Annotated in this window: 21 protein-coding genes; 7 read left to right on the forward strand and 14 right to left on the reverse strand. The window is 59.4% G+C overall.

Features of this window, described 5'->3' with window-relative positions; translation table 11 throughout:
* Window positions 1–148 precede the first annotated feature (148 nt).
* A complete protein-coding gene (locus I5L79_RS08325) occupies window positions 149–484 on the forward strand; it encodes a NifU family protein (protein ID WP_196954579.1) in 336 nt (111 codons plus the stop codon).
* 96 nt (window positions 485–580) lie between these two features.
* On the opposite strand, the gene I5L79_RS08330 is transcribed toward I5L79_RS08325, so the two are convergent.
* Window positions 581–1,399, reverse strand: a complete 819-nt coding sequence (locus I5L79_RS08330) for a DUF6882 domain-containing protein (RefSeq protein WP_196954580.1) — start codon at window positions 1,397–1,399, stop codon at window positions 581–583.
* A 72-nt stretch (window positions 1,400–1,471) separates the two neighbouring features.
* Between I5L79_RS08330 and fahA the strand changes: the two genes are divergently transcribed.
* From fahA to I5L79_RS08350, 4 genes are all read left to right on the forward strand, one after another.
* The gene (fahA, locus tag I5L79_RS08335) at window positions 1,472–2,755 is read left to right on the forward strand and encodes a fumarylacetoacetase (RefSeq protein ID WP_196954581.1); all 1,284 of its coding nucleotides are present in this window, start codon (window positions 1,472–1,474) and stop codon (window positions 2,753–2,755) included.
* A 303-nt stretch (window positions 2,756–3,058) separates the two neighbouring features.
* The gene (locus I5L79_RS08340; protein ID WP_196954582.1) at window positions 3,059–4,198 is read left to right on the forward strand and encodes a zinc-dependent alcohol dehydrogenase; all 1,140 of its coding nucleotides are present in this window, start codon (window positions 3,059–3,061) and stop codon (window positions 4,196–4,198) included.
* Window positions 4,199–4,225: 27 nt separating this feature from the next.
* Window positions 4,226–4,768, forward strand: coding sequence for a hypothetical protein (locus I5L79_RS08345; RefSeq protein WP_196954583.1), 543 nt, complete (start codon window positions 4,226–4,228; stop codon window positions 4,766–4,768).
* A gap of 469 nt (window positions 4,769–5,237) precedes the next feature.
* Window positions 5,238–5,612, forward strand: a complete 375-nt coding sequence (locus I5L79_RS08350; RefSeq protein WP_196954584.1) for a hypothetical protein — start codon at window positions 5,238–5,240, stop codon at window positions 5,610–5,612.
* 78 nt (window positions 5,613–5,690) lie between these two features.
* Here the strand turns inward: I5L79_RS08350 and I5L79_RS08355 are convergent, their stop codons facing one another.
* The gene (locus I5L79_RS08355) at window positions 5,691–6,602 is read right to left on the reverse strand and encodes a YitT family protein (protein ID WP_196954585.1); all 912 of its coding nucleotides are present in this window, start codon (window positions 6,600–6,602) and stop codon (window positions 5,691–5,693) included.
* Between the two features lie 52 nt (window positions 6,603–6,654).
* Window positions 6,655–7,323, reverse strand: a complete 669-nt coding sequence (locus tag I5L79_RS08360) for an MCP four helix bundle domain-containing protein (protein ID WP_196954586.1) — start codon at window positions 7,321–7,323, stop codon at window positions 6,655–6,657.
* Window positions 7,324–7,503: 180 nt separating this feature from the next.
* Here I5L79_RS08360 and I5L79_RS08365 point away from each other — a divergent pair, with 180 nt between their 5' ends.
* Window positions 7,504–7,824 carry a response regulator gene (locus I5L79_RS08365; protein WP_196954587.1) on the forward strand — a complete coding sequence of 107 codons (321 nt, stop codon included), beginning with the start codon at window positions 7,504–7,506 and terminating at the stop codon, window positions 7,822–7,824.
* Window positions 7,825–8,413: 589 nt separating this feature from the next.
* On the opposite strand, the gene acs is transcribed toward I5L79_RS08365, so the two are convergent.
* The 7 genes from acs to I5L79_RS08400 all read right to left on the reverse strand — a co-directional run bounded on the left by acs (window position 8,414) and on the right by I5L79_RS08400 (window position 17,973).
* Window positions 8,414–10,339 carry an acetate--CoA ligase gene (gene acs / locus I5L79_RS08370; protein WP_196954588.1) on the reverse strand — a complete coding sequence of 642 codons (1,926 nt, stop codon included), beginning with the start codon at window positions 10,337–10,339 and terminating at the stop codon, window positions 8,414–8,416.
* 64 nt (window positions 10,340–10,403) lie between these two features.
* Window positions 10,404–10,784 (reverse strand): response regulator transcription factor, encoded by a 381-nt coding sequence (locus I5L79_RS08375; protein WP_196954589.1) that lies wholly within the window; start codon window positions 10,782–10,784, stop codon window positions 10,404–10,406.
* A 154-nt stretch (window positions 10,785–10,938) separates the two neighbouring features.
* Window positions 10,939–13,686, reverse strand: coding sequence for a sensor histidine kinase (locus I5L79_RS08380; RefSeq protein ID WP_196954590.1), 2,748 nt, complete (start codon window positions 13,684–13,686; stop codon window positions 10,939–10,941).
* A 111-nt stretch (window positions 13,687–13,797) separates the two neighbouring features.
* Window positions 13,798–14,019: a hypothetical protein gene (locus tag I5L79_RS08385; protein ID WP_196954591.1), complete on the reverse strand. Its 222-nt coding sequence runs from the start codon at window positions 14,017–14,019 to the stop codon at window positions 13,798–13,800.
* A gap of 162 nt (window positions 14,020–14,181) precedes the next feature.
* A complete protein-coding gene (locus I5L79_RS08390) occupies window positions 14,182–15,687 on the reverse strand; it encodes an MFS transporter (protein WP_196954592.1) in 1,506 nt (501 codons plus the stop codon).
* 199 nt (window positions 15,688–15,886) lie between these two features.
* Entirely contained in the window at window positions 15,887–17,410 is a 1,524-nt protein-coding gene (locus I5L79_RS08395; protein WP_231402982.1) for a hypothetical protein, read from the reverse strand.
* A 140-nt stretch (window positions 17,411–17,550) separates the two neighbouring features.
* Window positions 17,551–17,973, reverse strand: a complete 423-nt coding sequence (locus I5L79_RS08400; RefSeq protein WP_196954593.1) for an IS1 family transposase — start codon at window positions 17,971–17,973, stop codon at window positions 17,551–17,553.
* A gap of 88 nt (window positions 17,974–18,061) precedes the next feature.
* Here I5L79_RS08400 and I5L79_RS08405 point away from each other — a divergent pair, with 88 nt between their 5' ends.
* Window positions 18,062–18,652, forward strand: a complete 591-nt coding sequence (locus I5L79_RS08405; protein ID WP_196954594.1) for a hypothetical protein — start codon at window positions 18,062–18,064, stop codon at window positions 18,650–18,652.
* 3 nt (window positions 18,653–18,655) lie between these two features.
* Here I5L79_RS08405 and I5L79_RS08410 read toward each other — a convergent pair whose 3' ends face one another.
* The 4 genes from I5L79_RS08410 to I5L79_RS08425 are packed head-to-tail and all read right to left on the reverse strand — an operon-like array spanning window position 18,656 to window position 22,166.
* Window positions 18,656–19,534 (reverse strand): M28 family peptidase, encoded by an 879-nt coding sequence (locus I5L79_RS08410; protein ID WP_231402984.1) that lies wholly within the window; start codon window positions 19,532–19,534, stop codon window positions 18,656–18,658.
* A gap of 47 nt (window positions 19,535–19,581) precedes the next feature.
* The gene (locus tag I5L79_RS08415; protein ID WP_196954596.1) at window positions 19,582–20,133 is read right to left on the reverse strand and encodes an RNA 2'-phosphotransferase; all 552 of its coding nucleotides are present in this window, start codon (window positions 20,131–20,133) and stop codon (window positions 19,582–19,584) included.
* Between the two features lie 33 nt (window positions 20,134–20,166).
* Window positions 20,167–21,093, reverse strand: a complete 927-nt coding sequence (locus tag I5L79_RS08420) for an NAD(+)/NADH kinase (RefSeq protein WP_196954597.1) — start codon at window positions 21,091–21,093, stop codon at window positions 20,167–20,169.
* Window positions 21,090–22,166 carry an SPFH domain-containing protein gene (locus I5L79_RS08425; RefSeq protein WP_231402986.1) on the reverse strand — a complete coding sequence of 359 codons (1,077 nt, stop codon included), beginning with the start codon at window positions 22,164–22,166 and terminating at the stop codon, window positions 21,090–21,092. Before I5L79_RS08425 ends, I5L79_RS08420 begins: the two co-directional genes overlap by 4 nt.
* Between the last annotated feature and the right edge of the window lie 4 nt (window positions 22,167–22,170).

Raw genomic sequence — 22,170 nt, forward strand, 5'->3', positions numbered from 1 at the left:
GCTGGTTAAGCTGTCTGCAAGCTCGTCGGGCAACTTTGCGGCTGGTCGGTTTGTTGCTTCCATACGCGCCAAAAGCGCTACCTTTGACCAAGTAATTTGCTGCTCACGGTGTCTTTCCTGGCCCGGTCTGCAGCTCAATCTTAGATTCATGACGCATTCCGCTGCCGTAGAAAACCATCCGCTCCTGCCTCGTATTGAGCAGGCCCTGGATACCATCCGGCCCTATCTGGCTGCCGACGGGGGCAACGTGCGCGTGCTGGGCATCTCCGACGATATGGTGCTGCAGCTGGAGTTGCTGGGCGCCTGTGGCACCTGCCCCATGTCGCCGATGACGCTGAAAGCCGGCGTGGAAGAATCGGTGAAGAAAGCCGTGCCCGAAATCCGCGCCGTGGAAGCCATCAACCTCACGCCTATGTCGGCCCAGCCCGCCGGCCAGACCGGCCACCCCGTGTCGCCCGCCCCAGTACCAACGCCCAATTTTTAAGCGTACTTCGATTTATACAGCGCGCCCCGCTCCTGCCGGTTTTCCGGTCGGGGGCGGGGCGCGGTGTTTCTTCAGCATTGATAATTCAGCACACAACTATTTGTAGCCAAGATTTATTTCTTTCATCTCAAAATAGCATTTCTCACAAACCACTCTAATATCAGCAAACTCCATCGACTTTTTATTCCATCCATCCTCTCTCCGCCTTATCTTTTCACATTCATTACACCATGCCTGATAGTCATCATCGTATAATTCCATATTCTCATATGTATCGAATGCTTCTTCAAATCCAACTTCCTCACGAGCCATTAGATGACTACACACAAATGCCCTTCTTCTATATTCATGCTTATCACACTCCACATACAAATCTTTTATATCCTTAGCAGTTTCATTGTCAACAAATTCGGTAAGTACCATAAAAATCAATAGGTGCTCAGAGGTTGGCCTGTACGCCCCGATACCTTTCATCAGCTTAGCAGTAATAGCCGTAAATTCCCAGGCTTCATGTTCACTGCTGGCAAAATATCCTCCTGTTAGCTTTTCGTAGCCGTGCTTTTCGCCAAATTCTTTAACATGTAGGATATCATCCTTGACCTTGGATAAAGTATGCTCGTTATCCCACGACCACTTCCACGTATTAAACTTCTTAGAGAAACTACCTACATTAACATATTTAAAATTCAATTCATCATCACCGGTTGAGAAAGTTAGCAAACCTGTAGCTTGGTTGTAAAACCAATTTTCATATTCATGAATAGGGTAAATAGATTCCAATTCGTTTTGCGTATCCATTAAATCCGTAACACAATTTTTAGCAAATTTGATATATGGCACTTTTCCCATTTGAGTGAAAATACATTTTAGAGAGTAGATTCCCAAGTCTTGTGCTAAAGTTACTGCTTCTGGCATAAAAAATTGAGCTTGATTCTCATTCCCTCGCCCCCGCTACCTTTGCCGCTTCTACCACCAACCATCCGCCCGATGCCAAATCCGAACGACCCCGCCCTGCACTCCTGGATTGATATTACTCCCGGCAGCGACTTTCCGATTCAGAACCTGCCCTTTGGCGTGTTTGAGACGGAGGAGCGCGGGCCGCGGCTGGGCGTGGCCATCGGCGAGTACGTGCTGGATCTGTACGCCGTGGCGCAGTTCGGCTTTTTTGAGGACCTGGAGCTGGGGCCGAAGATGCCGAAGATTTTCCGGCGCCGTACCCTCAACCAGTTTATAGCCCTGGGCCGCCCGGCATGGCGGGCCGTGCGCCAGCGTGTATCAGAGCTGCTGCGCCACGACAACGTCTCTCTCCGCTCGGATGAGGTGATGCGCACGTGCCTGCTGCGCCAGCGCGAGGTGCGGATGCTGCGCCCCGTGAAGCCTCACAACTACACCGATTTCTACAGCAGCATCGAGCACGCCACCAACGTGGGCATCATGTTCCGCGACCCGGCCAACGCCCTGCTGCCCAACTGGCGCCACATTCCCATCGGCTACCACGGCCGGGCCAGCAGCATTGTGGTGAGCGGCACCGACGTGCGCCGGCCCAACGGGCAGCGCAAAGCCCCCGATGCCGCCGCGCCTTCCTTCGGCCCCTCCCAACAATTGGATTTTGAGCTGGAAATGGCCTTCGTGGTGGGCAAAGGCACACACCTGGGCGACACGGTGCCGGTGCAGCACGCCGAGGAGTACATCTTCGGGCTGGTGCTGTTCAATGACTGGAGCGCGCGCGATATCCAGAGCTGGGAATACGTGCCACTGGGGCCGTTTCTGGGCAAGAGCTTCGGCAGTAGCGTGTCACCGTGGGTAGTAACGCTCGATGCGCTGGAGCCATTCCGGGTGGCCGGCCCCGTGCAGGAGCCCGAGCCCCTGCTTTACCTGCGCCAGCTCGACCAGCACAACTTCGACATCAACCTAGAAGTGACCATCCAGCCCGAAGCCGGCCCCGAAACCACCGTGTCGCGCTCCAACTTTGGGCTGATGTACTGGAGCATGGCCCAGCAGCTGGCTCACCACAGCTCCAACGGCTGCAACCTGGAAGTCGGCGACCTGTACGCCTCGGGCACCATATCCGGCCCCACGCCCGATTCGCTCGGCTCGATGCTGGAGCTGGCCTGGCGCGGCACCCGCCCGGTGCCCTTGGCCGACGGCTCGGAGCGCAAGTTCCTACAGGACGGTGACCGGGTGACTATGCGCGGCTACTGCGAGCGGAACGGCCTGCGCATCGGCTTCGGGGAGGTAACGGGCAAAGTGCTGCCGGCCCCGCAGCTATAAAATCAGTCTGGCTTTTACTTTCTCCAGCATGTCCGACTTCCTCCCCGAAGTCGGACATGCTGCTGTAATATGTTATGTTACAACGAAGTACTCTTCGATTGGCCGACGTACGTGTTTATCCGGAGTTCTGCGGGCGAAGTACGTATTTCCGGCTTATTACCAATTTCCTGTAACCCTACGGATAGCAGGGAGTACAATTTACTACCACTCAGCCCTTGTTTTTTCCAGTCTTTACTTGGGAAAAGCCTACGTGCAAGCGGCCTGAAGGAAAAACCTCTACTCTCACTACAAAACAGGAATTGTATGCTCGCAATGGACTACCGAGGCCCGAAAAGGGTCCGTGCCGTGCAGAAACCGATGCCGGAAATCAAGCACCCGCAGGATGCTATTGTGCGGGTGCTGCGTACCTGCATCTGCGGCTCCGACTTGCACCTTTACAACGGTAACGTGCCCGATACCCGCGTGGGCACCACCTTCGGCCACGAGTTTGTGGGGGAAGTGGTGGAAATCGGCTCGGAAGTAACCAAGCTGAAAACCGGCGACCGGGTACTAGTGCCCTTCAACATTGCCTGCGGGGAGTGTCACTTCTGCCGTCAGGGCATGTATGGCAACTGCCACGAGTCGAATACTGAAGCTACGGCCGTAGGTGCCATCTTCGGGTACTCGCACACGGCTGGTGGCTACGACGGCGGCCAGGCTGAGTATGCCCGGGTGCCCTACGCTAACGTGGGCCCCACCATCATCCCCGAGGGCATGGACCTCGACGATGCTGTACTGCTGACCGACGTGGTGCCTACCGGCTATCAGGCCGCCGAAATGGCGGGTATCCAGACCGGCGACACCGTAGTAGTGTTCGGTGCAGGGCCGGTTGGTATTATGGCTGCCCGCTGCGCCTGGCTGTTCGGCGCGGGCCGCGTCATCATCATCGACAAAGAAGAGTACCGCCTCGACTTTGCCCGTAACTACTCCTATTGCGAGGCTTACAACTTCGAGGAAATCGGCGACCCGGTGGTGTTCATTAAGAAGATTACTGATTGGATTGGGGCCGACTGCGTGATTGACGCCGTGGGCGCCGAAGCTGCTGGCAACGCCATGCAGACAATCACGGGCCGTAAGCTGCTGCTGCAGGCCGGCTCGGCTACGGCGGTGCACTGGGCTATCAACTCGGTGAAGAAAGGCGGCGTGGTGTCCATCGTGGGGGTATACGGCCCGACCGACAACCTTATCCCGATTGGCAACGTGCTGAACAAAGGATTGACCATCCGCGCCAACCAGGCGTCGGTGAAGCGTCTGCTGCCCCGTCTGATCCAGCACGTGCAAAACGGTACGCTCAACCCCAAAGGGTTGATTACTCACCGCATTCCGCTGGCGGAAGTGGCCGACGGCTACCGCATGTTCTCGGCCAAGCTCGACAACTGCATCAAGCCTGTGTTGATTCCCTAATCTGCCACCCCGAAACGCTGACTTACCATGGAAAACAACGTGATAAATACGCCCATCGACCCCAAGCAGATTCCCGGCTGGGGCGTGGACGCAGACCCAAAGAACGACCCGACCTACCCGATGCGGTATCCGCGGATGAACGTAGGCCAGGACCCCGACAGCAAGCACCGCCCAGCTTCCCTGCAGCACGACGACACCGAGAAGCTGCGCTCCATTGAGCGGCCCAACGTGTCGGCCGTGTATGGCACTACTGTGCCCCCAAGCGGGTTGAGCGGTATGATTCGGCGGGTAGCTTTCCGGTACAGCGAAAACCGCTACCGCCACTGGCTGCCCCTCGTTTTTGCTGACCGCGTGAACGTAGTCGAAGGTATCCTGGATGACTTTGCGCATGGCAAAGTGCCCAATATTTACGCCGAGAAAGGCTACCCCGTGGAGTGGAAGCACAACCGCACCAGCCTGATTATCAAGCTGGCTACCGTGGCCGCAGTGGCCGCTGGCACCGTGGTATTGCTGAGCTCAGGCGGAAGCGAGAATAAAAAGGAAAAGCGCAGACCCCAGCGCCCTTACTAAGCTGCCGACAGCGGGCCCAACAACCCGGGGGTACCTCATCAGCCGCTGTATGCAAGAGCAGCTGCAAGCTTTTGCCCAGCCCAAACACGTAGCGCCCCGCGCATAATCCTCTGTGAGCAACACGCCCACGGACGAGGTGAAAACACCTTGTTCGTGGGCGTTTTTTGTTATGGCATGTCTGTAAGGGCTCAACGGGCCAGTGCGTACTACCGGTAAGCTCAGAGGCAATAAAAGCACTTAGATAAAATGGTCCTTCCTGACCTTTATCTGCTGACTGTTTCTATAGCGTTTCGCAGTGTTGGCTGGCATTTAGATGGAAGGAGCCACAGTTGAAAGGCAGCCACTTATTTATATAAGAGCTTATTATGCAATTCAATAATTAACGCAGCAGAGCAACCAGCAGCCGGGTAACGGCAAGGTAGCCAGGCGCCGGAACAGGCGTAGTATCTTTGCTGATCTAACTTGCCTGATGCCTCTTCTAGCCCACTTTTGGTTTTCGCTGCGCTTCGCAACCCTGGCGGTTTCGGTGATTATCGCGCTTGGCCTGAACCACCGGGAAGTGGAGATGCTGCATCTGCCGGCCATTCATGCCAAAGCCGGGACTTTGGCAGTGCCCCCTGAGGTATCGGTGGTGAAGCATAAAGTGGTACTGGAGGCAACGCATACGCACGGCCATTACGTGGCGCCCGCGGTGTTAGCCTGGCTCCCAGCCCCGGCGCTGGCTGCGTGCAGGAAGCCGCTGCTGCGCCGGGCACTTACGGTGCCCCGCCAACGGCCTTGCCGCTCCCCTGAGCGAGGCGCCCCGGCTGAGCTCCTCGCCCGTGTAACGGTTGTATGCGAGTAAAAAAGAAAGCCTGGCCTAGTGGCCGGGCTTTCTTTTTAGAGGTGCTTTTTCTAGGAGGTCGTGGCGGCCGAGCAGGCGCTAGTGCAGCGGGCGGCGCTTGAGCATACCGCCCACGGCGTCGTCGACGCTGTGCTGCACGATAAACGCGTTGGGGTCCAGGCGCTTGATTTCCTCCCGCAGGCTGGGCAGCTCCAGGCGCGTAACCACCGTGAAAATGATTTTCCGCTCTTCGCGCTGCTCGCCCCGCTTGCCGAAGCCACTCTCGCCCTTGTATACCGTCACGCCCCGGCCCAGCTTGGTGGTAATGGCTTCCCGTACGGCCTCGCTGTGGTCGGAAATGATGGTAACGCCCGTGTACTGCTCAATGCCGGTAAGGATGAAATCAAGCGTCTTGGACGCCGCCACGTAGGTCAGAATGGAGTACAGCGCCTCGGTGACGCCCAGCACGAAGGCGGCCACCCCGAAGATGAAGATGTTGACAATCAGAATAATATCACTAACCTTTAGCAGGGCCGTGTTGCGGTTGATGAGCAGGGCCAGGATTTCGGTTCCGTCGAGCACGGCCCCGCCGCGCATAGCCAGCCCGATGCCCGCCCCGATGAATACTCCGCCGAACACGGCAGTAATGAGCAGGTCGGGGGTAACGTCGGGGTACGGCACCAGCACCAGGCAGGCGGCCAGGCCCGCAATGGCAGCCGCGCTTTTCAGGGCAAACTGTACGCCCATCTGCCGGTAGCCCAAAGCCAGAAAAGGCAGGTTGATGAGCAGCAGCCCCCAGGACAGCGGCAACCCCAGGACGTCAGACAGCAGCATGGAAATACCGGTAGCCCCCCCGTCGATAAAGTGGCTCGACAATAGAAAGCCTTTAAGCCCCATGCCGGCCGACAGGATGCCAGCCACGATAAAGGCCAGGTTTTTCAGGCCGGTGCGGAAAGTAGACTTAACCGCGCTTTCTGGTGGTGTTGGGGCTAGTTCTCTGGGTGGGTGCATGGAAATGAAACAAGTAAAAACAGCACCGGGCTAATGCCCGACGCCGCAAAGATCAGTTCAGGCGGAAGTTCTTCAGGCTGCCGGGCAGGAGCGGGTGCTTGTCGAGCAGCAGAGCCCGGTAAATGGCCAGCGTAAAAATCACCAGCAGCGCAATTTTCAGGTTGCTAAGCAGCGTGGCAGTGCCTTCGGTGACGACGGAGCCCCGGGAAAGCTCCTGCCCGACCCGCTGCTGAATCAGGTTGAGGATCCTCAGGTCGCGGTGAATACGGTCGAACTCCTGCTCCAGCGCCTGGGTTGCAGGGCCGGGCAGCTGCGCCGCCAGCAGCTGCGCTTCCAGGACGTTATACCGGTTGAGGTGGGCCCGGAAATCATGGAACAACCGGGCTTCATCTGCCACCATGTACGTGGCCTGGTAGCCATCAACCAGCACGCCTATAGCCTGATTGTGGCGGGCCAGCTGCCGTCGTACGTGCTCGAGCCGGACCCCGGCGGGGCTGCCAAGGTAGCCGGCCATCAGCTGCTGCTTGGCGTACATCAGGTCGTTGAGCTGAAACAAACCCGTGGCGGGCATCAATCTATCCTGGTACAGCGAAGAAACGGACGTGTTCAGGTCGCGCATCAGCCGCTTTTCCAGCACGCTACTGGCCAGGATGGTCAGCATCACGATCAGAAACAGGAAAACCGGCTTAGCCTTGTAGTGGATTCGGGACAGTAGAGGCATGATGCAGGAGCTGGTGGTGACCGGAACAACCTAAATTGCAGATAAAAAACAGGAAAGTGGAAAAAGTCCCCTGAAGGTCGGCCAGCTTGACCTGCTTTTGCGCTGCCGGACGGGCAACCTGCATCGGTCCTGGCTGCTTACATTGCCCCGTTCACGAGTTCACGCGCATTCACTCCGGGTATGAAAGTTCTGCGGGTGGAAGACGAGCCCCAACTAACTTCCTTTATCAAAAAGGGGTTTGAGCACGAAGGCTATGAGCTCACGGTAGCCTACGATAGGCGCACGGGCTGGTCGCTGTACCAGCAGCCCTACGACTCGGTGGTGCTCGACGTGCACCTCCCCTACCGCAACGGCGTGGAGCTGTGCCGGCACATCCGGGCGGCCCGGCGCCGGGTGCCGGTGCTCATGCTCACGGCCCTCGACAGCCTGGCCGACAAGGTAGCCAGCTTTGAGGCCGGTGCCGGCGACTACCTGGCCGAGCCCATGCCTTATAGAAGCTGAACTTGTGTCCATTTCGGCCGAAAACCGGATGAGATGGTCACTATAAGGCCCCTGGCTATTGCCATTTTAGCCGCCCGCTGGTTTCTGTCAGTTCGGAACTGCAGCCAATTTCACACATCATCCGTCAGGCTCGAAGCATTCCCGCTGTCGGCCTGGAGCAGTACCTGTCCGAAGGTAACAGGCGTGATGATCTGAGCCAGTTGGGCTTAACTACTATTCCCCACCTTGCCGTCGGCGCCCGGCCTGAACCGCTATTCACTTCTTTCCTGTCTTCAGGTTCAATTTCGCCGCTTTTGCTCAGCTCGAAATATGAGCTAACCTTCTCACCATGAGCCAACCAATATCCATAAAGTACGCCCACGAACAAGGCGTTTTTCACCTCACTCGTGGGCGTACTGCTCACAGATAATATACGCAGAAGGCAGCTACTACTACTCTCCTTCGAACCAAGCAGCCACTGTTCGTGACTGGCGGCCAAATTATCTCTCTCTGATTTCTAAACCACTGATTGAAAGCGGAATTCAGACTGAGTACCCGCGCACGCAGATGCGCGGCCTGTTGTGTCTCAAATAGCTTAAGCGCCGCTCGTTCACTTCTTTCCTTTGATAATCTCCTCCACCACGGCGGGGTCCAGCAGCGTGGAGGTGTCGCCGAGGTTGCTGGTGTCGCCTTCGGCTACTTTGCGCAGGATGCGGCGCATGATTTTGCCCGAGCGGGTTTTGGGTAGCCCCGTTACCAGCTGAATCTTGTCGGGCTTGGCAATCTTGCCGATTTCGGCCACCACCGTTTCGATGATGCTGGCCTCAATATGCTGGCGGTCGGCTTCGCGCTCCGGCAGGGCCTCGCCCAGAATCACGTAGGCGTAGATGCCCTGGCCTTTCACATCGTGCGGGTAGCCCACCACGGCCGACTCGATGACGTGGCTGTTCTGGTTGATGGCGTTTTCGATTTCGGCCGTGCCGAAGCGGTGGCCCGACACGTTGATAACATCATCCACCCGGCCGATGATGCGGTAAAGACCCTGTTCGTCGCGGCGGGCACCGTCGCCGGTGAAGTAGTAGCCGGGATACGGCGCAAAATACGTCTGGCGGGCGCGCTCATGGTCGCCGTAAGTGGTGCGGATGATGCCGGGCCAGCTTTGTTTGATAGCCAGATAGCCTTCCTGGTCGTTGCCTTCGATTTCCTGGCCTTCCTGAGTGAGCAGCACGGGCAGCACCCCGGGCAGCGGCAGACCGGCGCGGGCCGGCACCGAGGGCGTGATGCCTGCCAGCGCCGAAATCATGATGCCGCTGGTTTCCGTCTGCCACCACGTATCTACGATGGGGCACCGCTCTTTGCCCACGTGGGTATGGTACCAGTGCCAGGCCTCCTCGTTGATGGGCTCCCCCACCGAGCCCAGCACCCGCAGCGAGTCGAGCGAGTAGCTGAGCACGTTGTCCAGCGGCGCGGCCATCAGGCTTCGGATAGCGGTGGGCGCAGTATAGAAAATCGTGACGGAGTGCTTGTCAATTACCTCCCAGAAGCGGCCGGCATCGGGGTAGGTGGGAATGCCCTCGAACATGAGGGAGGTGCTGCCGGCCAGCAGCGGCCCGTAGAGCAGGTACGAGTGGCCCGTTACCCAGCCAATGTCGGCGGTGCACCAGTAGATGTCGTTTTCCTCTATCTGAAACACGTTGCGGAACGTGTAGTCCGTCCACACCATGTAGCCGGCGGTGGTGTGCACTACGCCCTTGGGCTTGCCGGTGCTGCCCGAGGTGTAGAGAATAAACAGCGGGTCTTCGGCGTCCATTTCCTCGGCGGGGCAGGTTTTGGCCACGCCTTCGGCTTCTTCGTGGTACCACACGTCGCGGCCTTCCTCCATCTGCACGGGCCAGCCCAGGTGCTCTACCACAATCACGCGGCGCACCGAGGGGCAGATTTCCAGGGCTTCATCTACCACCCGCTTCACCGGAATCTGCTTGGCGCCCCGGTTCAGGCCGTCGGCCGTAAGTACCACTGAGGCCTGAGCATCGTTTACGCGGTCGGCAATGGCGGTGGCCGAGAAGCCGGCGAAAATAACGGAGTGCACCGCCCCGATGCGGGCGCAGGCCAGCACCGCAATAGCCAGCTCCGGAATCATGGGCATGTAGAGGCACACCCGGTCGCCTTTCTCCACGCCGTTGTTGTGCAGCACATTGGCGAATTGGCACACGCGCTGGTGCAGCTCCCGGTAGGTGAGGCGCAAGTGCCGCTCCTTGGAGTCATTGGGCTCCCATATCAGGGCCAGTTTGTTGCCGCGCGTGGCCAGGTGGCGGTCGAGGCAGTTTTCGGTAATGTTGAGGCGGGCGCCGGCAAACCACTCGTTTTTCCCGGCCGCCATATCAGAGCTAAGCACCTTGTCCCACTTGCGGCGCCAGGTAAAGGGCGCGGCCACCGAGGCCCAGAACTCCTCGGGGTGATGAATGCTAAGGTGGTAGGCTTCGTGGTAGCCTTCGATGCTACGGATGCGGGGGTGCTTGGTGGGCGTTTCGGGCATGGGAACGATGACGTTTTGAGGTGGTGAAGTTGTAAATAAAGTTTGATAATGGTGCATGGCAGCCCTACGAATGGCCGGCTGCCAGCAGTTCTTTCACCTTGTCCATGAGCTGACGGGTGCTGAAGGGCTTGGGCAGGTAGAGGTCGGCGCCGGCTTCGTAGCCTTTCTGAATGTCGGCCTCCTTGCTTTTGGCCGACAGAAAGATGACGCGGGCAGCAGCGCGGTCGGGGCGCAGGCGCAGGTGGCGGCACACCTGGTAACCATCCACGTCGGGCATCATGATATCGAGCAGTACCACGTCGAAAGGAGTGCGGTCAATAGCTTCCAGTGCTTCGGTGCCGTTGCGGGCGATGGAGACGGAATAGCCGGCTTTGCGCATCAGAAACTCCAGGGACATGACGATATTCGGCTCGTCGTCGACAATAAGAATGTGAGGAGGCATCATTTCAATTAGTAATTAAGAATTAGTAATGAATAATTACTGACAAGGACACGTATTCCAGGCCCAACTATTTATCAATCCGACAATCGAACAAATAGAACCAGTTGACAAAAGCGCACGACTGCTTAAATAATCACTCATTTTTAATTATCAATTATTAATTAACCAGCGGCAGCTCCACCGAGAAGCAGGCGCCGTGGCCGGGCTGACTTTCCACCCAGATGCGGCCGGCGTGCAGCTCCACTATCTTTTTGGTGATGGCCAAACCCAGCCCCGAGCCTTCGGGCTTGCGCATCGTCTGGTGGCGGGCCTGGAAGAACTTGTCGAAAATAAGCTGGTGAAATTCCGGGTCGATGCCTTTGCCATTGTCCTGCACCGAGAGGCGCAGCAGGTTAGGCGTGGCCTCCACGCCTACCGCAATGTGGCCGGAGCCATCGGCGCGGCAGGATTTCACGGCGTTGGAGAGCAGGTTCACCAGCACCTGCATCAGCCGGTCCCGGTCGCCGGGCAGGCGCGGCAGGCCGGGCGGCACGGCCAGGTCCAGCCGGATGTGCTTGTCACGCAGCAGCTGACCCACAGCTTCCAGCGCGTCGGTTACCACATCGGCCACGTCTACCGGCATTAGGTCCAATACGGCCTTGCCCGACTCGTACTTTTCCAGGTCCAGCACCAGCGTAATCAGCCGCCCCAGCCGTTCCGATTCCCGGGTGATGGTGAGCAGAAACCGTTGCCGCTCCTCTTCTTCCAGGTCGGGGTTGTCGGTCAGGATTTCGGCCAGGGCCCGGATGCTGGTAAGCGGGGTGCGCAGCTCGTGCGTGACGGTGTACAGAAACTCATCCTTGTGCTGATCCAGCTCCTGCAGCTGGTCGTAGGCGGCCTGTAGTTCCTGGGTGAGGCGCTGGAGCTGGCGCTGCTGCTTCTGGAGCTGGCGGTTGGCTTCGAGCAGCTGCTGGCTTTCCTTCAGAATGCCCACTACATTGTCGAAGCTGATGTCCTCCACTCCCACTGAGGAGCGCAGCAGCAGCCGGGCCGAGGCGGGCCCGATGGAGCCGGCCAGCAGCTTTTCGGCGTAAGCCAGCAGGTGCGGGTCGGCCTGGGGCGGGGTTGCGGAGTCCGTCAGGTGAGCTTCGGGGAATTGTTCCTGAAAAGCCCGCAGGGCCTGGGTGGTGCGTTTTTTCCCGAGGAAGCCGGTGAGCAGGGCGCGTACGTCGGGCAAAGGCGCGGCGCTATGCCAGCCGGCCGGCCCCTCGAAGCCGGTGCCGTGCCGGAACACGTCCACGAACACCTCGGCCTGTCGCTGCTCCAGGGCCGTAGGCTGCCGCCCGAGCGAGACGCCCACGTACAAGCCCAAGTTGAAAAACCAGCTCCAGAACAGGCCGTGCGAAAGATAATCCAGCCCGTCGAGACCAAACAGGGCAAATGGCCGCAGCCAGCTTTGGCCGAGCAGTCCGTGGGTGAGCAGGTCGGCGGGCAGCATATTGGGGCCCACTAGCGTGGGCAAGACCAGCGTGAAAAACCACACCACGAACCCGGCCAGAATGCCGGCCGTGGCGCCCTGGCGGGTGCCGCCCTTCCAGTAAAGCCCACCCAGCACCACCGGCACAAACTGCGCCACCGCCGCAAACGACACCAGCCCGATGTTGACCAGCGGCAGCAAATGGCCCACCACGGCGTAGTAGCCGTAGGCCAGCAGCAGCACCAGCACCACGGCCAGGCGGCGGCTGTGCAGGGCTACCTGCCCCAGGTAGGCAAACCACCGGGCACCCTCGGCCCGGGCGGCGGGCACGCGCACCAGCAGGGGCATCAGCAGGTGGTTGCTCATCATCACGCTCAGGGCAATGGTTTCCACGATAATCATGCTGCTGGCCGCCGACAGCCCGCCCAGGTAAATGAGCAGCGCCAGCCACGGATGGCCCGCCTGCAGGGGCAGCGCCAGCACAAAGGTGTCGGCATCGAAGCGCCCGTTGCCGTCGAGCAGGCGGCCGCCAAAGGCCAGGGGCAGCACAAACAGGTTGATAATGATGAGGTAGAGCGGAAACAGCCACATAGCTTTGCGCAGGTGGTCCTCGTTCACGTTCTCCACCACCGAAACCTGAAACTGGCGCGGCAGCAGCAGGATGGCGGCCATGCTCAGCAACAGCAGCGTAAACCACTGCCCCGGCGTGGTGCCGGCCCCGTCCAGCGTAAACAGGCGGCGCAGCTCCGGCAGGGCGGCAGCCCGCTCAAATACATCGGCAAAGCCTCCAAACAACCCGTAGGTGACGAACAGACCCGCCGCCAGAAAAGCCACCAGCTTCACCAGGCTTTCCAGGGCCACAGCCAGCACCATGCCTTCGTGCCGCTCTGTAGCCTCGATGGAGCGCACCCCGAAGATGATGGTAAAAAACGCCAGCGCCACCGTGGTATAAAAGGCCGAGCCCACCCCGGCCGAGGCCGCTTGCGCCGGTAGGGCCACGCTGACCGGCCGCGTCAGAATATCAAAGGAAGCCGCAATGGCCTTGATCTGCAGGGCAATGTAGGGCACCACGCCCAGCACGCACACCACCGTAACCAGCGCGCCGAGGGAGGCACTTTTGCCGTAGCGGGCCGAAATGAAATCGGCAATGGAAGTAAGGCGCTGCCGGCGGCAGATGCGGATAATCTTGCGCATGACCAGCCAATTGGTCGGGGCCATAAGCGTAGGCCCTAAGTAGATACCCACAAACTCCAGCCCGAAGTGCGCCGCCCGGCCCACGGAGCCGTAGTACGTCCAGGCGGTGCAGTACACGGCCATGCTCAGGGCATACACGTAGGGGTTGCTCACCAGGCTCCGCCGGGCCGCCGACCGGCGCTCCGCCGCGTACGCCACCCCAAACAGCAGGGCGAGGTAGCCGAAGGAAAAGCCAAGAACCAGCAGCGTGGGCATTTATTTTGACAATTAGTAATTAATATCTCAGGAGAGGCCGAAGCCAATCAGGAGCACGAAAACCCTGCGTTACAACCGAATACCCAATTCCTCATTACTGATTATCAAGTACTAATTTTTCGTTGATTTTACCAGCCAGCCGGTGGCCAGCACCAGCGCCCCCCAGGCCAGGAGCACGTAGAGGTAAAGCACCGGAATTCCCGCCAGCCGCGCATCGTGGTTGAAGACCCCCAGAAACGGGAAGTTGAGCAGCACGGCAAACAGCAGCCCCACGAACAGCAGCCGCTGTCCGCGCCGCTGCTCCGGGCGCTCCTGAGGAGAAATGGGGGACATACATGCGTTGGTTGAAAGTTGCTGACTCGCGGGTTGGGAGGCTATAGTACACAATCATCCTGTACTATCGGGTTCGGGCAAATGATAACTCCGGTTCATGCGAAGTCCGCCGGGCTTGCGGCCCGACGGACTTGCACTATTGCACAAATTCAGTTTTCACCGCTAGTCCATGATGCGCACGTTGCGCACATCCCGCATGTAGATGACCCCAATCACGAAGCAGACGAAAGCCACCAGCACCGGGTAAGCCAGCCCGATCAGGCTACTATGGTCCTTGGCGAAAGTACCCTCGGGCTGGGTGGCGGCCCACACGCCTATCCAGGTAGCCACCAGCGGCACAAAGCCCCCGAATACGCCATTGCCAATATGGTAGGGCACCGAGAGGCTGGTGTAGCGCACTTTGGTAGGAAACAGCTCCACGAGGTAAGCCGCAATGGGTCCGTACACCATCGTCACGAACAGCACTAGGATAAACGTCAGGGCAATCATGGCGGGGATATTGGGCGTGAGGGCCTTCATGACGGCGGGCACGGCTTTGCCGGCGGCATCCACGGTGGCAGGGGTAATTTCGGTGAGCGGCCCGGCAAAGGCCTTAATGCCGTAGAACAGCGGAATGGTGAACAAGGCCCCGCAGATCATGCCCGTCATGATGATGCGCTTGCGGCCGATGCGGTCCGAAAGGCTGCCGAAATACACGAACAGCGGCGTGGCCAGTAGCATGGCCACTACCAGAATGGTGCTGGAATCCACGAGGTCTATTTTCAGGGTGTTGTTCATGAAGGAATAGGCCTGAAACTGGCTGGTGTAGAAGATAACGCCCTGGCCCATCGTCACGCCAAACAGGGCAATGAGCACCAGGCGGCGGTTTACGGGGTTCACGAAGGAGTCGCGCAGGGGGTTGGTGCTGGTGGTGCCGGCCGCCTTGGCCTTGGCAAACAGCGGCGACTCGTGCAGCTTGCGCCGGATATAGTAGGAGGCTATAACCAGCAGGCCCGAGAGTAGGAACGGCACGCGCCAGCCCCACTCCTTGAAGGCTTCCTCGCCCAGAATCTTGCGCGTAATCACAATCACCGAAATGCTCAGGATGAGTCCGCCGGTGGCCGTAATCTGGATGAAGCTGGTGAAGTAGCCGCGCTTTTTGTCGGGGGCGTGCTCAGCTACGTAGGTAGCGGCCCCGCCGTACTCCCCGCCCAGGGCCAGGCCCTGCAGCAGGCGCAGCACCACCACAATCAGTGGCGCCGCAATACCGATTTTATCGTAGCCCGGCACCAGACCCGTTACAAACGTGGCCCCGCCCATAATCAGCAGCGTGACCAGGAAAGTGTACTTGCGACCGATCATGTCGCCGATGCGGCCGAAGAACAACGCTCCGAACGGCCGCACCACAAAGCCCGCCCCAAACACGGCCAGCGCCCCCAGCAGGGAGTCTTCCAGTTTGCCCGTGGCCCCAAACAGCACCGGCCCGATAATGGCGGCCAGCGACCCGAAAATGTAGAAGTCGTACCACTCAATGACAGTGCCCACTGAAGAAGCGGTAATCACCTGCCAGATTTTGCTGGACGAAACGGCGTTGTTGTCGTGGGTTACGGCCTCGTCGGCAGCGGGGCTGCCCACGGGCGCGGCACCGGCGTAGGCGGCCGCGTCGCGCTGGGGTAAGTGCTGGTTCATGGGAATTGCTGGTTGGAGTAGAAGGTTCGTTTTGTAGGGCGTTTGGCTGGTTTTTAGCAAACCGTCACGCTGAATTCAGTGTCATGCTGAGCTTGTCGAAGCATGTCTACCGCTTCGTTGAATCATTGCAGACGAAGCGGTAGAGATGCTTCGACAAGCTCAGCATGACCATTGATTTTTGAATCAACTAGCCTGCTTCTTACAGGAAAATCTGGGTTTGGAGGGTTATTTCCGGCTTGTAGTCCACGTCGGTAATGGTACCGGTGGTGGGTGCGTAGCCCTGAAAATCGGGGCGGGCGCGGTAGTTGAGCGTCACCTTGGCGTTGTGGCCATCGAGCAGCAGATTCACGCCGGCGTCGTACACATTGGCGCTCTGCGTGTCGCCGTTGCTGGTGCGCAGGCCCTCGTAGCGGCTATGCAGGTAGGCCACGTAGGGCTGCAGACGGGCCTTGGGACCGAGCAGCTTCTGGGGCAGCAGGTAGCCGGCCTGCCCGTAGAACGAGTTGCCGGTGCCCGACTGCGGCACGGCGTTGCCGCGGGTCGGGGCCGTACCGTAGCCGGGGTTTTCGGGCCCCACGAAGCGCACGTGGTTCGGGCCCATGTCGTAGTTGTAATACACGCCGTACAGCGTAATAGCGGTGCGCGCGGCCGTGTCCAGGGGCACGTCATAGAAGGCATCCACCCCGAACAGCTTCAGATCGTGCTTGCGGGTGGCTACCTGCCCGAAGGGGTCAGCGGCTACGGCGGGCGTCACCGGCACGGCGCTGGAAGTCGCCCGCGAGTACATGGCGTCCTTGTTGTAGAGGAAGCCCGCGCCCACGGAGAACACGCGCTTGGTGCCCAGGTAGGTACCGGTAAAGTAGGGCAGCAGGTTGGCTTCGGGCTCCAGGAAGTTGTAGCTCACGTAGCCCTGGTACACGTGGCCGGTATTCTGCGGGTTGTAGGCAGCAATGCCGGTGCCGGTGCTGGTGACTAGGCCATCGGTAGTGGTGTTGGTGCCCAGGCTCAGGGGCGTGCTGGCCTGGTTGGTCAGGAAGGCGTCGCTCACGGAAAATCGGTAGTCCAACTTCTGAATCCGGCCCTTGGCATACACTCCAAACCAGCGCGCAAACTGGTCGGTCTGCTCAATGGTGGGGAAGTTGGTCAGCGGCAGGTCCATCGTCAGGATGCTGGTGGTGCTGGCGCTGGTGAGGCGGGAAATGCCGTTGAAGTAGTGCAGGCCACCGCCCAGGCTCAGGTACTTGTTTACCTTATACTCCGTCACGGCCTCGTGAATGAAGAACTGCGGCTTCTTGCCGTCGGTGGTTGGCGCTACGCCCCCGCTCACGGCATTCTGGTTATTGATGCCCAGGTGGGTGTAGATAAGAAAGCGCGGGTTCAGCTGGGCAATGATCATGAAGCGCGAGCGGCGCAGGCCGAAGTCTACCTGGCCTTTCTGCGGCTTGCCGGGAGCCCGCAGCGTGCCCGTGTTGTTCTCGGTGTAGCGCGAGTACACCTGATGCCAGGTCATAAAGCGCAGGTACTTTGAGCCGTCGGGCGAAATATTCACCTTCATACCGCCCCCATACGGCGCCGATTTGGCGGGTGCCGCCGGCGTGGGCGGCGCGGCCGGCGCGGCAGGTGGCGGTGCCGGCTGGGCCGGGGGTGCGGGCTGCACCTGGGCCGTGGTGGCCGTAGCCGTGAGCAGGGCACTCAGAGCCAGCGCATAACGAGCATTTTGCATGATTGCGGGGAATTACGGTTAGGGGAAACTCAGCGCGGAAGTCCGCCACCGCATCAGGGTGCCGGACTGGTACCGCCAAGTAGGAGAATCCCCCGTTGGAACCCACACGCCAGCTATATTTCCGCTAATCCACTATAGTTCTAAGCCTGTTTGAACCGCTCCCACCGAATCATCATGTACTTGTCGCCCAGTTCCGTTACCATCAGGCCGGCACTTTTCAGGTTTTCGGGCTTCTGAAAAAACTCCGCCAGCTCTTTCTGGTTGAGAATTTTGTAGGTGGGATGGTAGTCGGTCTGGCGTGGGGCCTTCACGCCGTACTTCTTCACCCAGTTCATCACCGACACGTGGCTCACGCCCAGCAGCCGCTCAATCTCGCGGTAGCTCACGCCCTCCATAAAGAGCTGCAGGGCCTTGATGACGTAGTATGGATTGGTTTCCTTACCCGCTTTGGCCACGGAGTAGTGGTAGCCGCAGTTTTTGCACTTATAGCGCTGCCGCCCGCCCACTACGCCGCTTTTGGTAGCTTCCAGGGATTCGCATTTGGGGCAACGCAGCTGAGACATGGGCAGAGTAAGTGAGGACTTACCTACAAGCTATAGGTAGTTAGTAAAGATATAGTATTTTAGCAAATAACTCACAGTATCCTCCCCTATGCCGTCTCCCAAAAAGATTCGTGGCCAGCGCCGCCGCTTTGCCTGGCTCCGGCAACGCTACCAGCACTGCGCCGCCGAGCTGAACCATGCCACGCTCCAGCACTGGCACTACGACCATGATAAACTAGGCCTCGGCCCCTGGCACTGGCACCAGCGGCAGCCGCCCCAAGTAGTACGTCAGGTGGCTGCGCAATACTTACTCAACTCCTTCCTGTCTTGGGAGCAACAGCTGCAAAATCAACCTGAGCCCTATTATCTAGCCATTTGGCTCGTTTCGCCCGATTTTGCCCACAGCTCCCAGGTAGTGGCCGGCGTGCAGGAGCGGATTGGCTGGTACGCTACCGGTTTCAACGAGGCTGTGCCGGATGGCCCTCCCCTGCCGCCGGAGTACCAACAGCTTCCCGGGGCCGGTCAGCTTATCTGGCGCACTCACCGCTGGGAAGCCATGCTCGACCGATTCGATTATCCCAATAGCTGGCCCGCCTGGGCGCTACGCAAGCCACACCGTCCTTATCAGGCCTCTGATGGAGAAGAATACTTATTGGTGCAAACCGGCTGGGTGTGGGTAGGTCAGCGGGCTGATGCATGAATACTACCGTTCCAGCACCACGGCCATCAGCGCATCCACGGTCAGGCCCAGGCGACGCATATCCAGCCGATCAAGGGTATCGGTGGGCTGATGGTAGTGCTTGTTGCGGTAGAAGGCTGTGTCGGTGAGCAGCACGGCTGGGTAGCCAAAGTGCCAATAGTTGAGGTGGTCGGAGAAGTCGATGCCGGGCAGCCAGGCTGGGGCCTTGAAGCGTTTCACGGGTAGTGCGGCCACAGCTCGGAAGCGGCGCGCAAACTGTCGTCCAAACTGGCCATTGCCGAATTTCTGCGCCACTGTCACGTAGTTACCGCGGTTGCCATACACCCATTTCAGCGGGGCCAAGGGATAATCCTGGGTGTGCTTCCGGTCATCGTAGTAGCCCAGGGTTTCCAGGGCCACCATGCCACGCACCGCTACGCCTGCCTCGTGCAGGGCCTTCGCGTGCACGTAGCTGCCCATATTCTTGGTGCGGAAAAACGGCGGCTCTTCCAGGGTATAGGCCACCACGTCTACGCGGTAGGGCAACGCCGGCTGCCGGCCCAGCAGCCGCGCCACTTCCAGCAGGGCCGCCACGCCGCTGCCGTTGTCGTCGGCACCGGGCTGCTCCCCATACACGTCGTAATGGGCCCCGAGGATGAGGCGCGGCCCATCTGCTGGCCCAAAAGAGCCCAGAATGTTGCGGTACTCACGTCCTTCCACGGTGTAGGTTTGCTCGATCGGCCGGGCCCCGGCGGCGGCCAGCTCGGCTTTGATGTAGTCGGCGGCTTGGTTGAGGCTAGCCAGGTGCAGATAGTTGCGCGGCTCGGGCGTAGAAGTAAGCGCTACGATGTGGCGGCGCAACTGGGCTGTATCAGCCTCCGCTGCGGCAGAAGGCTGGGCCATTGCCGGAGCCGCCACTATACATAGCAAGGCTAACGTCACTAGCCGCTTCATACGCCTTCGAGCGGCTCCGGCTGCAGGTACTGCGGCGGCACGGCGGCCACCAGCCACACCCCGTTGGCCGACTGATAGAACGTCATTCCTGCCTCGTGCATGGCCCCGGCTGCTACCAGCAAAATGGCGGGCTTACCGTGCCGCCGGCCTACTGTTTCGGCCGTGGTGCGGTCGGGAGAGAGGTGCACGTGCTGGCGGCTGCCCGGCCGCAGCCCCTCGGCCAGAATGCTGGCCACAAACCGGGTGGCCGTGCCGTGGTACAGGGTTGCGGGTGGCACTATGGGCTCTAGCCCTAGATCCACTTCCACGGAGTGCCCCTGGCTGGCCCGCAGTTGCTGACCATCTTCGGAAAAGGCAAACCGCTTTTTGTCGTTGGAGACCACAACTTCCTTCAGCTGGGCAAGGGAAATGCTGGCGTCGCGGGTTTGCAGGGTGGCCAGCAGGTCGGTTACCGGCACCCAACCCTGGGCATCAAGGGTGATGCCTAGCTCGTCGGGGCGGTGGCGCAGGGCATAGCTCAGGAGTTTGCTTAGCTGGGTATTCTGCATAACGAGGGGAAGTACATAAGCAATTGGGAATAGTTAGCCTTTCAAAACCAGCCGCGCTTTTTCCGGGGCCAGCCCGATAGTGGCCATAGCGCCAGAATTAAACTGCAAAAAGTCGGTTTCTACGCCATCGGAGAAGATTACGCCGTTCGTCGGCATCATCGACTCTACTTGCAAGGGCACCTGCTTGTTTAGCAGGCCCGCCGTCAGGCTGCTCTGGGTACGCTTGCTCTGAAACGACTCCCGCACCACAAACAGCAATTCGTCTTCCCGCAGCACGGGCCGGGGCGGGGCTGCGGCAGTGTCATCCAGAAACCGGCTCATGCCGGCCGTCATGTTCACGATGGAACTGAGCCAGCCCGTGGCTCCAGATTTGGTCGAGACGATGATGCCCGACGAAGAATGGTGCTCCTGAATTTGCCGATACGCTACGCGGTAGCGCGCCGACACGTGCGAGGCGGCGCCAATGAACAGGTCGTTGAACGCCAGCAGGCGTTGGCCGTCGTGGAGGCGGGCTTCGGCCAGGGTGGCTTCCCGCACTTGAAAACGGCCGGCCATGACGCGCTCTACGGCCGGGAGAAAGTCCTGGGGCGTAAAGGGCAGCAGCACGCCGTCGTTGCGCTCCTGGTCGGGGTTGACGGCAATGATGGGGATGCCGCCCACGTACTTGGCCGTGTTGGCCACCAGCCCATCCTGCCCTACCACTACCACCAGCTGCTTGGGGTTGAACAAAAACGAAGGTAGATAGGCGCGCTCCACCACCTTGTTCTTGATAACCGACGACAGGCGGCGCTGCACCAAGGAAAACGACTCCTGGAAACGGGCATTTTCGGCCTCATACTCGGCAAACTCGCCGCCCACGCTTTCGATGTAGAACCTGGCCTGCGCCTTGGTATTGAAACGCTCCATGAGCTGCTCCAGGCGCGTTTTGTTGCGCACCAGGATGGCATAATCGAGGCTCATCGGCGGCCGGGCTGGGGCTTATCAGAATCGTTCAGCAGCGTATCGAGCAAATCGGGGGATATGTTGAGGTTGCCAATTTTGCCCGCGTTTTCGGCTAGTTCCCGGAAGGCCAGGGCAATGTTGAATTTAGGGTCGGGGTTGTTGCTGAGGGCCACCAGCAGCTTCCAGTCCATATCCTTGTAGGGCCGCAGCGTCGTTTCCAGCACGTAGCCCCGGGTTTCGGCTTCCTTACGCTGGTTTTCTGCGTTCTGCTCAATCAGGAGCTTGCGCTGCTCTTCCACCGATATGTCGGCCTGCACCTGCATTTCGCGCAGCTTGCGGGTGCTTTCGGCCTTCTGCATCTCGCCTTCGGTTTTCTTCTCGGCAATCTGCTTGTTCTTTTCCTCCACCGCTATTTCGGTGTTCAGCTCACTTTCCCGGATTTTGCGCTCCTGCTCCACAGCAAAGTTGCGGCGCTCAAACACGGCCTGGTCGGCTTCCTGCTGGATTTTCTCGCGGGTTTCGGTTTCCAGGGCGCGGCCCATTTCCGGCGTGGCTTTCACGGCCAGAATGTTTACGCTCAGCACCTCAATGCCCAGCAGCATAATGGCCTTGGACGCAGCCAGCCCCTCGGCAATATTTACCTCAATAGCTTTGGCGGCGCGCATGGCGTCCTTCAGTCCCAGGCTGTGCACGAAGGTGGCGGTAGCCGTCTGGGCCTCGTTGATGATGCGCTGGTGCAGCTTTTCCAGTTCGTTTTTCTTGTACACGCCGCGGCTATCTACCGTAAAGTCGAGCTGCTCGGCCAGCTGCTTGGGGTTGCCGGCTTTGTAGGTAATCTGCCCCTGGATGGAAACCGTCTGGTAGTCGTGGGTGGTTTCGTTGAAGATAAAGGGCAGGTCGTTGCTGCCCATCGGAATAGCCACGATGGAGCTATTCGGCCCGAAATAGTAGAACGACAGGCCCCGCCCTTCTTTCGCAATGCGGCCATTCTTATAGTGAATGGCGTAGGTCATCGAATCGAACTGAATGTGGTTTATTCCGAACATAGCGAGGCTGATTGAAGTAGGAGGCGCAGCGGTAAAAGTATCCATAGTT

Source organism: Hymenobacter guriensis, from assembly GCF_015773195.1.
GTDB classification, from domain to species: Bacteria; Bacteroidota; Bacteroidia; order Cytophagales; family Hymenobacteraceae; genus Hymenobacter; species Hymenobacter guriensis.